8 protein-coding genes are annotated in these 11,067 nt (G+C 60.1%); 6 read left to right on the top strand and 2 right to left on the bottom strand.

Annotated elements, in window-relative coordinates:
- The first annotated feature begins 9 nt into the window (after window positions 1–9).
- Window positions 10–846 (top strand): regulatory signaling modulator protein AmpE, encoded by an 837-nt coding sequence (gene ampE, locus Q6A51_RS19865; RefSeq protein WP_201018775.1) that lies wholly within the window; start codon window positions 10–12, stop codon window positions 844–846.
- Window positions 847–852: 6 nt separating this feature from the next.
- Here the strand turns inward: ampE and Q6A51_RS19870 are convergent, their stop codons facing one another.
- Both Q6A51_RS19870 and cra read right to left on the bottom strand, forming a co-directional pair.
- Window positions 853–1,647 carry a TatD family hydrolase gene (locus tag Q6A51_RS19870; protein ID WP_304575547.1) on the bottom strand — a complete coding sequence of 265 codons (795 nt, stop codon included), beginning with the start codon at window positions 1,645–1,647 and terminating at the stop codon, window positions 853–855.
- Window positions 1,644–2,639: a catabolite repressor/activator gene (cra, locus tag Q6A51_RS19875; protein WP_201018776.1), complete on the bottom strand. Its 996-nt coding sequence runs from the start codon at window positions 2,637–2,639 to the stop codon at window positions 1,644–1,646. The genes Q6A51_RS19870 and cra overlap by 4 nt, the downstream gene beginning before the upstream one ends.
- A gap of 337 nt (window positions 2,640–2,976) precedes the next feature.
- Here cra and ptsP point away from each other — a divergent pair, with 337 nt between their 5' ends.
- The 5 genes from ptsP to Q6A51_RS19900 all read left to right on the top strand — a co-directional run bounded on the left by ptsP (window position 2,977) and on the right by Q6A51_RS19900 (window position 10,824).
- Window positions 2,977–5,844 carry a phosphoenolpyruvate--protein phosphotransferase gene (ptsP, locus tag Q6A51_RS19880; protein ID WP_201018777.1) on the top strand — a complete coding sequence of 956 codons (2,868 nt, stop codon included), beginning with the start codon at window positions 2,977–2,979 and terminating at the stop codon, window positions 5,842–5,844.
- Entirely contained in the window at window positions 5,844–6,785 is a 942-nt protein-coding gene (pfkB, locus tag Q6A51_RS19885) for a 1-phosphofructokinase (RefSeq protein WP_201018778.1), read from the top strand. The genes ptsP and pfkB overlap by 1 nt, the downstream gene beginning before the upstream one ends.
- A 12-nt stretch (window positions 6,786–6,797) precedes the next feature.
- Window positions 6,798–8,537 (top strand): PTS fructose-like transporter subunit IIB, encoded by a 1,740-nt coding sequence (locus Q6A51_RS19890; RefSeq protein WP_201018779.1) that lies wholly within the window; start codon window positions 6,798–6,800, stop codon window positions 8,535–8,537.
- Window positions 8,538–8,617: 80 nt separating this feature from the next.
- Complete coding sequence (locus Q6A51_RS19895; protein WP_304575544.1) at window positions 8,618–10,174, top strand: alkaline phosphatase D family protein; 1,557 nt, start codon at window positions 8,618–8,620, stop codon at window positions 10,172–10,174.
- Between the two features lie 191 nt (window positions 10,175–10,365).
- Window positions 10,366–10,824: an REP-associated tyrosine transposase gene (locus tag Q6A51_RS19900; protein ID WP_304575545.1), complete on the top strand. Its 459-nt coding sequence runs from the start codon at window positions 10,366–10,368 to the stop codon at window positions 10,822–10,824.
- Window positions 10,825–11,067: the final 243 nt, after the last annotated feature.

The following is an 11,067-nucleotide window of genomic DNA, read 5'->3' on the forward strand; positions in this document are numbered from 1 at the left end:
GATTAAGCAATGAGTTTTCTGGTGTTGCTGCTGGCAGTCTGGGTCGAAAAATTCTCGGCACTGCGTCAGCGTGTACAACGTGACGGGGCTTGGCTGAAGGAGTTGGCCAGGCTTGAATCAAGTCCGCGAACCGCCTCTCGCCCGTGGGTCATCCTGGCCCTGCTGATCCTGCTGCCGCTTCTGATATTGCAACTGGCGCTGACCATCGTCGGCTCGGTTGCTTACGGCTGGCTGGCATTGCCGATCCACCTTCTGGTGCTGATCTACAGCCTTGGCCGTGGCGATCTGCTTGCTGCGTTGGGACCCTTTCGTGATGCCTGCCGGCGTGGCGACGAACAGGCCGCCGTGCATGTGGCTGAAAGAGACATGGGCGTGTTGGCGGACAATGGCGAGCAACTGCTGGAGGGCGTTCAAAGTTACATGCTCTGGCAGGCTTACCAGAGTTTCTTCGTGGTGATCTTCTGGTACTTCCTGCTGGGGCCTGTTGCTGCACTGGCTTACCGCTTGCTGGCGCTGGCGGCCGAAAATGGCAAGACCCAGGCCTTGGTAGAGCGGGCGACACAATTGCGTCATGCCTTCGACTGGATACCGGTCAGGTTGCTGGCGGCCAGTTTCGCACTGGTGGGCAACTTCGTTGCAGTCAGCCGGGTGATGCTGCATGAACTGCTCAACTGGAACATCAGCGCCGCACAACTGATTACCCGTATCGGCCGCGTTGCCAGCGAGGTTCCGGCACCTGTCATGGGCGCTGATGGCGTGACCAGCCTCGATCTGCTCTGGGAGTTGCTGATACGCGCCGCAGTGGTCTGGTATGCGGGTTTTGCGCTGTGGACATTGTTGATCTGAGTCAGCTCATTCGCGAGCAGGCCACCCGAACAACTCACAGGCATTGCGCGTACTCACTTGCGCTAACTGCTCCGGGCTGACTTTCAACAGCCCGGCCAGCGCCCGGGATATTTCCGGCAAATGCTCTGGACTATTGCGCTGATTCGGATACATCGCCGGAGCCATGTCCGGTGAGTCGGTTTCCAGCACAATGCTTTCCAGTGGTAACTCGGCGATGACCCGATGCATGCGTAACGCCTTTGGCCAGGTCGCTGCACCGCCAAGGCCGAGCTTGAAACCCAGCCTGATATATTCCCGAGCCTCCTCTCGACTGCCGGCAAATGCATGGATGATCCCGCTGCGTTTGAGCTTGTGACGCTTGAGTGTCGCGATCACATCGGCGTGGCTGCGTCGCACATGCAACAGCGCTGGCAGATCGAAATCAGCGGCCAGTTGCAACTGCGCCTCGAAGACTTGCTGCTGGCTGTGGCGGTCCAGGTTTTCAACGTAGTAATCCAGACCGATCTCGCCCACCGCGCATAACCGGGAATTGCCCTTCAGGCGCGTCAACCAGTCGCCCAGTTCGTTCAAGTGCTCGGGGCGATGCTCGTCGATGTAGATAGGGTGCAGGCCGAACGCCGCATACAACTCTGGATGCTCTTGGGTCAAATCCCACAAACGTTGCCAGTTACGCTGATAACCCCCCAGAACCACCATGCGCTCCACGCCCAATACGCGGCAGTTATCCAGAACCTGAGCCCGATCGGCGTCGAAGTCCGGAAAGTCCAGGTGGGTGTGGGTGTCGATCAGCGTCACCGTCAGGCCTCGTGAATGCGTTGCTTGAAGGTTCGCACGATGGCATGCACGCCGGGTTGATATTGGTTGTTCTCGATGGCGGCCAGTGCCAGTTGCAGGGCTTTTTCGGCAATCAACTGATGCTGCTGGGCCATGGCATTGACCGGCAACGGCAGGAAGTCCAGCAACTGGGTATCACCGAATGTGCCCAGATGCAGTTGCGCCGGGTTGAGTTCCTGGCTTTGCAGCACATCGAAAACCCCCTGCAGCAACACGTAGGATGTTGTGATCAGCGCATTGGGCAGGTGACCCAGGCGTTGCAGCATGTCGTTCATCAAACGCTGGCCGCACTCGCGGCTGAAGGACTGGCCATGTTCAATCGTGGTCGTGCCGGTAAAGCCATCGAGCGCATGCCGGAACCCCTCCGCGCGTGCCTGGCTGACACTCAGCTCAGGTCGTGCTCCGAGCAAGGCGATATGTTCGGGATGGGTCTGGAGCAGGCTGCGGGTCAGTTGCAGGCTGGCGTCGTGGTCGTCGCTGACCACCGAGCAGAAGAACTCGGGGTTCATTTCCCGGTCAATGGCGATGATTGGCAAGCCTTTGTTCTGCAATTCCCGGTAACTGTCGTCACTGGCGGGCAGGCAACTGGCGACCAGCAACGCATCGCAGCGGCGGGCACGGAAGACTTGCAGCAGTTGTTGCTCACTGATGGGGTCGTCGTCGGAACTGGCGATCAGTAACTGATAGCCATGGGCGCGGGCTCCTTGCTCCAGCAACTTGGCGATACGGGCGTAACTGGGGTTTTCCAGATCCGGCAGGATGAACCCCAGGGTGCGGCTGTGACGGCTGCGCAAGCCTGCGGCTTGAGGGTTGGGGCGAAAGTCATGTTGTTCGACCACCGCCTTTACACGCTCGACGGTCGCAGGGCTGATGCGTTGTTGTTCGGCCTTGCCATTGATTACGTAACTGGCCGTGGTGACGGAAACACCTGCCAGACGCGCAATATCGCTGAGTTTCACGCGAAAAGTTCCTTTTCGTGGTTGTCTCGAATCAGCGAGGATTTTCGCTGATCGCAGAGCATCTTTACAGCAGACCATAGGGGATGCCCAAGTGCTCGGTCTATTTTACGACGTCTCCTACAGCTATCGGACCGACCGGGCTTCAATGAAAGCCCATAATCGAGTAACGTGCCGTCCAATTGTAGATTAAACGATTCAGCAGGCTGATATTTGCTGCAAATCAAGATGAAAGTGATATCCGACAGGCAGCACTTTCATCACCTAAGCTGTCGATCTCTCATGGTCGTCATTAAAACAAGAATCAGGTAGCGCTCTGGCGCTGCACAGGAGTCAAGGCATGCTCGAACTCTCTCTGGAGCAAATATCCATGGGCCGCTCGGCGGTGGATAAGTCTGGCGCATTGCAACTGATCGCAGACCATCTGGTCGCTGACGGTCTGGTTGCAGAGGGTTATCTCAACGGACTGATGAACCGCGAGCAGCAAGGTTCGACCTTCCTCGGCCAGGGTATCGCGATCCCCCATGGCACGCCTGAAACCCGCGACCTGGTATTCACTACCGGCGTGCGCCTGATGCAATTTCCCGAAGGCGTGGACTGGGGCGACGGGCAAATCGTCTATCTGGCCATCGGTATTGCAGCCAAGTCGGACGAACATCTGCGACTTCTGCAACTGCTGACCCGTGCATTGGGCGAAGCGGACCTTGGTCAGGCTCTGCGCGAGGCGAAAACGCCGGAAGACCTGCTCCGGCTGTTGCAGGGCGCGCCTCAGGAGCTGGCCCTCGATGCCCAGATGATCAGCCTCGGCGTGTCGGCCGATGATTTTGAAGAACTGGTCTGGCGTGGTGCTCGCCTGTTGCGTCGGGCTGATTGCGTCAACAACGGTTTTGCCGCGATTCTCCAGCAGGTCGAGGCCTTGTCGCTGGGTGATGGCCTGTGGTGGCTGCACAGCGAGCAGACGGTCAAGCGTCCCGGCCTGGCCTTTGTGACACCGGACAAACCCTTGCGCTATCTGGGGCAGCCGCTGACCGGGCTGTTCTGCCTGGCCAGCCTGGGAGAAGGGCACCAGGCATTGCTTGAGCGCCTGTGCTCGCTGTTGATCGAAGGCCGTGGCCACGAATTGGGCCATGCCACCAACAGCCGCGTCATCCTCCAGGCTCTGGGCGGTGAATTGCCTGCCGAGTGGCCGACCCGGCAGATCGCTCTGGCTAACGCCCATGGCCTGCATGCCCGCCCGGCCAAGGTGCTGGCGCAACTGGCCAAGGAGTTTGAAGGCGAGATTCGCGTGCGTGTGCTGGAAACCGGCGAAACCGCAGTGTCGGCCAAGAGCTTGAGCAAGCTGCTCAGCCTCGGCGCACGTCGCGGGCAGACGCTGGAATTCATCGCTGAACCGAGCATCGCGCAAGACGCTTTGCCTGCCTTGTTGGCGGCGGTGGAGCAAGGTCTGGGCGAAGAGGTCGAGCCATTGCCGGTCGCGACCGAGCCGCAACCGGCTCCCCAGAAATCCGCTGTGGCCAAGGCCGTGGTTGCGCCCCTCGATGGCGCCGTGTTGCAGGCTGTCTCGGCTTCGCCGGGCATTGCCATGGGGCCTGCGCATGTTCAAGTGCTGCAAGCATTCGATTATCCGCAGCAAGGCGAATCGGTTGCCGCCGAGCGTGAGCGTCTGCAACAGGCTCTGGTCGAAGTACGCGAGGATATCGAAAGCCTGATCCAGCGGAGCAAGGCCAAGGCCATCCGCGAAATCTTCATTACCCACCAGGAAATGCTCGATGACCCGGAGCTGGGCAACGAAGCCGAACTGCGTCTGAACAAGGGCGAAAGTGCTGCCGCTGCCTGGGCTGGAGTGATCGATGCTGCTGCATCCCGGCAGGAGCAATTGAATGATGTGCTGCTGGCCGAGCGTGCAGCGGACCTGCGGGATGTGGGGCGTCGTGTGCTGGCGCAAATCTGCGGTGTCGAAACCGTGGCGGCTCCGGACGAGCCTTACATCCTGGTGATGGACGAAGTCGGCCCGTCCGACGTGGCACGACTGGACCCGGCGCATGTCGCGGGTATTCTCACTGCGCGTGGCGGCGCAACGGCGCACAGCGCTATCGTGGCTCGCGCCCTTGGTATTCCGGCGCTGGTGGGGGCAGGTGACGAAGTATTGCAGCTCAAGCCAGGCACTGTTCTGCTGCTCGACTGCCAGCGCGGTCGTTTGACTGTCGCACCGGACGAGTCGACCTTGCAGCGTGCGGTTCAGGATCGCGATGCCCGCGAGCAGCGCCTCAAGGCCGCTGCGGCCTTGCGCATGGAACCTGCCGTGACCCGCGATGGCCATGCCGTCGAAGTCTTCGCCAACATCGGCGACAGCACCGGCACGCCAGCGGCGGTAGAGCAGGGCGCCGAAGGCATTGGCCTGCTGCGCACCGAATTGCTGTTCATGGCCCATTCACAGGCGCCTGACGAGGCTACCCAGGAAGCTGAATACCGCCGCGTGCTCACCGACTTGGGTGGCCGGCCTTTGGTGGTCCGTACTCTGGACGTCGGCGGTGACAAGCCGCTGCCGTACTGGCCTATCGACAAGGAAGAAAACCCGTTCCTCGGTGTGCGTGGCATTCGCCTGACCCTGCAACGTCCCGACGTGATGGAAAGCCAGTTGCGTGCCTTGTTGCGCTCAGCCGACAGCGGCCCGCTGCGGATCATGTTTCCCATGATCGGCACTGTTGAGGAGTGGCGTCAGGCGCGTGACATGACTCAGCGTCTGCGAGAGGAGATCCCGGTCAGCGACCTGCAACTGGGGATCATGATCGAAGTGCCTTCGGCCGCCTTGCTGGCACCGGTACTGGCCAGGGAAGTGGACTTCTTCAGCGTCGGCACCAACGACCTGACGCAATACACCATGGCCATCGACCGTGGCCATCCGACCCTTTCCGCTCAGGCTGACGGTTTGCACCCAAGCGTGCTGCAACTGATCGACATGACCGTGCGCGCCGCCCATGCCAATGGCAAGTGGGTGGGCGTTTGCGGCGAACTGGCGGCGGACCCGCTGGCTGTCCCGGTACTGGTCGGGCTGGGTGTGGATGAGTTGAGTGTTTCGGCGCGCAGCATTGGCGAGGTCAAGGCGTGCGTGCGGGAGCTGGAACTGAGTACTGCTCAAAAACTGGCGCAACAGGCGCTGACGGCAGCTAGCGCCGCCGAAGTGCGTGCGCTTGTGGAGGCTTTGTAATGGCGAAGATTCTAACCCTGACCATGAACCCGGCGCTGGACCTGACTGTGCAGTTGGGCAAGCTGGAACTCGGGCAGGTCAATCGCAGCGATGCCATGCTCAGCCATGCGGCAGGCAAGGGCCTGAACGTGGCTCAAGTGCTGGCCGATCTGGGGCATGAGCTGACCGTGGCCGGATTTCTCGGCATCGACAATCAGCAGCCGTTCGAGGCTCTGTTTACCCGGCGAGGTTTTGTCGACGAGTTCGTTCGTGTGCCGGGAGAAACCCGCAGCAATATCAAACTGGCCGAAGGCAGTGGCCGTATCACTGACCTGAACGGTCCCGGCCCGCAGGTCAGCGACGAGGCTCAACAAGCCCTGTTCGCCAGAGTCGAGCAGATCGCTTCCGGTTTTGATGCCGTGGTAGTCGCAGGCAGCCTGCCTCGTGGCGTTACGCCCGAGTGGCTGCAAAAGCTCTTGCTCATGCTCAAGAGTCTTGGCCTCAAAGTGGCGCTGGACAGCAGCGGTCTGGCTCTGCGTGCCGGTCTTGCCGCAGGACCTTGGCTGATCAAACCCAATACCGAAGAGCTGGCCGATGCGCTCGATGCTCCGATCATCTCCATCGCCGCTCAGGCCGAAGCGGCAACGCGCCTGCGTGCGCAAGGCATCGAGCATGTGGTGATTTCCCAGGGCTCCGAGGGCGTTCACTGGTTCAGCACCGGCACCGCGTTACATTCCCTGCCGCCGAAAGTCACCGTCGCCAGCACCGTGGGTGCCGGGGATTCTTTGCTGGCGGGCATGGTTCACGGTTTGCTCAGCGGTCATGAACCTCAGAAAACCTTGCGCACGGCGACGGCGATTGCCGCCATGGCAGTGACCCAGATCGGTTTCGGCATTACCGATGCCGCCCAACTCAAACGGCTTGAAGGCGGCGTTACTGTGCGCAGCCTGACAGAACAATAAGAGAGGCTCGTGATGAAGTTAGCCATTGTAACGGCCTGCCCGAACGGCAAGGTCAGCAGCGTCCTCAGCGCACGATTGCTTGAAGCGGCAGCTCAGCGTCAGGGCTGGGAAACCAGCGTTGAAATCGTGGATCCGAACAAGTCTGAACAGCACCTTTCGGTGCTGGATATCGAAGCCGCCGATCTGGTGCTGGTGGTCAACACCGGTCCGCTGGACCTGAGCCGTTTTGTCGGCAAGCGCCTGTTTCAGGACACGCCCGCCCATGCCTTGCAGGATGTGGATGCTTTCCTGAAGCGTGCCGTCGATGAGGCCCAAGTCTATGCTGCGCCTGCGGCCGGTGAGGGTGTTGCAGTCACTTCGGGCAGTCAGCCGCGCATCGTCGCCATTACCGCTTGCCCGACCGGCGTTGCTCACACCTTCATGGCGGCCGAGGCGATTCAGCAGGCTGCCAAACGCCTGAACTACGAGCTGCAAGTGGAAACCCAGGGGTCGGTCGGCGCTCGCAACCCGCTTAGCCCGCAAGCCATTGCCGATGCGGACGTGGTGCTGCTGGCGACGGATATCGAGGTCAACACCGACCGGTTCGCAGGCAAGAAGATTTACCGCTGCGGCACCGGCATCGCTCTCAAACAGTCCGAGGCGACCCTGAAAAAGGCCTTGGCCGAGGGGCAGGTCGAATCTGCGGGCGAGGCGACCAGGTCGCCGTCCAAAAAAGAAGGGACTGGCGTCTACAAACACTTGCTGACCGGTGTGTCGTTCATGCTGCCGATGGTGGTGGCCGGTGGTTTGTTGATTGCGTTGTCGTTCGTGTTCGGCATCACCGCGTTCAAGGAAGAGGGCACGTTGGCTGCGGCCTTGATGCAGATCGGCGGCGAGGCTGCATTCAAACTGATGGTGCCGTTGCTGGCCGGCTACATCGCCTACTCCATTGCAGACCGTCCGGGGTTGGCACCAGGCATGATCGGTGGCTTGCTGGCCAGTACGCTGGGTGCCGGTTTCATCGGCGGTATCGTGGCCGGTTTCCTGGCCGGTTACAGCGCGCAGTTGATCAACCGCTATGCGCGCTTGCCAGCGAGTGTCGAAGCGCTCAAGCCGATCCTGATCATTCCATTGCTGGCGAGTCTGTTCACCGGATTAGTGATGATCTATGTGGTGGGCAAGCCGGTTGCGGGCATGCTCGCCAGCCTGACCACTTTCCTGGACAGCATGGGCACCACCAACGCGATTCTGCTGGGCGTGCTGCTCGGTGCGATGATGTGCGTGGATTTGGGTGGGCCGATCAACAAGGCTTCCTATGCGTTTTCCGTAGGTTTGCTGGCGTCCCAGAGTTACGCCCCCATGGCGGCTGCCATGGCCGCCGGTATGGTGCCGCCGATCGGCATGGGCATCGCCACGATCCTGGCGCGCCGCAAGTTCGCACAAAGCGAGCGCGAGGCAGGCAAGGCCGCGTTCGTGCTGGGGCTGTGTTTCATTTCCGAGGGCGCGATCCCCTTTGCTGCCAAGGACCCACTGCGCGTGATTCCTGCCAGTGTTATCGGCGGTGCGTTGACCGGTGCTTTGTCGATGTACTTCGGTTGCAAGCTGATGGCTCCGCATGGCGGCCTGTTCGTGATGCTGATCCCCAACGCCATCAATCATGCCTTGTTGTATCTGCTGGCGATTGTCGTCGGCAGCGTGGCGACCGGTGTGATCTATGCGCTGCTCAAGCGGCCTGAAGTGGTGGAGATGGAACTGACCAAAGCCACCGCCTGATAGCTGTTGGAGCGGGTTGTCATCTCTCTCCAACATTCCCCTGCTAGGTTTCCCCTTTCCCATCTTGAAAGGGGTTAACCATGAGCCAGTTCGATCTCAAGCGTCGTCGTGTCATTCAGGCTGTTGGCGCAGGCTTCCTGTTGCCAGGTCTGGCCCCCGCAGTCATTGCCTCGGTGCAGGATCGCCCGAAGATGACCGACGGCGTGCAGTCCGGGGATCTGCTGGGGGATCGGGCGATGGTCTGGAGCCGCAGCGACCGGCCATCGCGAATGGTGGTGGAGTGGGACACCCGCAGCATGTTCACCAACCCGCGGCGGCTGGTGTCGGCGTTGGCCGATCAGCGTACCGACTTCACGGCTCGGGTCGAGCTGAGCGGCCTGCCTGTCGATCAGGCGATTTTCTACCGCGTTCATTTCGAGGATGCCCAGTCGGGTGTCGCCAGCGAACCCTGGTTCGGCCATTTGCGCAGCATGCCGCAACAGCGCCGTGACATCCGTTTTGTGTGGAGTGGCGACACCGTCGGCCAAGGCTTCGGCATCAACCCGGACATTGGTGGCATGCGTATCTATGAAGCCATGCGCCTGCGCTTGCCTGACTTCTTTATCCACAGCGGCGACACCATTTACGCCGACGGCCCGATCCCGGAGCAGATCACGACCGAGGGCGGGCGTATCTGGCGCAACATCACCAGCGAAGCGAAAAGCAAGGTCGCAGAGACGCTGGACGAGTATCGCGGCAATTACCGCTACAACCTGATGGACGAAAACCTGCGCCGCTTCAATGCCGAGGTGCCGCAGATCTGGCAATGGGACGACCATGAGGTCACCAACAACTGGTCGCCCAGCAAGCAGCTGGATGATCGTTACAAGGTCAAGGACATCCAGTTGCTGTCAGCTCGCGGGCGGCAGGCCTTTCTGGAGTACGCGCCCATGCGTTTGCAACAGGCCGATAACGGCGGTCGCATCTACCGAAAGATTCCTTACGGCCCGATGCTCGATGTGTTCGTGCTGGACATGCGCAGTTATCGCGATGGCAACGATGCGAACCTGGCAGACAAGCCGGGGCCGACCACTGCTTTTCTGGGGCGTGAGCAACTGGACTGGCTCAAGCGCGAACTCAAGGCTTCCAGTGCTCAATGGAAAGTCATCGCGGCAGACATGCCTATCGGCCTTGGTGTCCCGGATGGGGAAGTCAGCCCCGGTGTGGCGCGCTGGGAAGCCATCGCCAACGGCAACGATGGCCCTGCCTTGGGGCGCGAACTGGAAGTCGCCGAATTGCTTGCCTTTCTTCGCGCACAAAAGATCCGCGATTGTGTCTGGCTGACCGCCGATGTCCATTACTGCGCGGCGCACCACTATCAACCTGACCGCGCCGTGTTCCAGGATTTCGACCCGTTCTGGGAGTTCGTGGCCGGCCCGCTCAACGCCGGCAGCTTCGGCCCCAACCCGCTGGACAAGACCTTCGGCCCGGAACTGGTCTTCCAGAAAGCCCCGCCCGCACAGAACACCTCACCCTTTGCCGGCTTCCAGTTTTTCGGGGAAGTGAACATCGACGGCCAGACCGCAGAAATGACCGTAACCCTGCGGGACCTGGATGGTGTTTCGGTGTTTGAGCGCAAGTTGCAGCCTGTTACTTAACGTCCCTGTCGCCAGCAAGCTGCCTCCCACAGGATTGGATTCATCCCCAGCTTCAGTGTGCACTTCATACCTCTGTGGGAGGCAGCTTGCTGGCGACAGCACTTCGACACACACAGTAAAACCATAAGTCCCCTGAAAAAGATCTCTGGATAGTAGATTCGGAATCTACTCGTTAAGAAAAGGGCAAAGGAATGCCTGAAAAATCACACTCACGAAATTTGCGTAAAGGCCGCTTCTCCGGAAGAGGGCAACTCTATCTGGTGACTGCAACCACGCTCGGTCGGGAGCCGGTATTTACGGATTGGCTTCTCGGTCGCCTGCTCGTGAATGAGTTGAGACATGTTCATGAAATGGAGCTTGTTCACTCACTGGCCTGGGTTGTGATGCCTGATCACTTGCATTGGCTATTTGAGTTGCGCACAGACTCACTGCCGCGAGTCATGCAGAGGGTCAAATCCAGAAGCACAATAACGTTGAACAAAGCCAGCAAGCGCACAGGTCGGCTTTGGCAAGATGGATATCACGATAGGGCCATACGACGGGAGCAAGATATCCTTGCCGTTGCGCGCTACATCGTTGCAAATCCTGAACGCGCAGGCTTGGTCAACAACATCCGGGAATATTCGCTCTGGGATGCTGCATGGATTTAGTGCTGCCTGAGCCTCAGTCGTCGCCAGCAAGCTGCCTCCCACAGGTTTGGATTCATACCCTGCTTCAGTGCGCACTTCATACCTCTGTGGGAGGCAGCTTGCTGGCGACAGCGGTGTGAATCGCCCTGGGTTTCGTAGACACCTCTTTGCCTTAAACTGAGGCCAATCAGGAGGTGCCATGAGCAACCCACGTTATCCCGAAGAATTCAAAATCCAAGCGGTCAATCAAGTGACCGAAAAGAA

The sequence above is a fragment of the Pseudomonas serbiensis genome, assembly GCF_030580745.1.
Taxonomy (GTDB): domain Bacteria; phylum Pseudomonadota; class Gammaproteobacteria; order Pseudomonadales; family Pseudomonadaceae; genus Aquipseudomonas; species Aquipseudomonas serbiensis.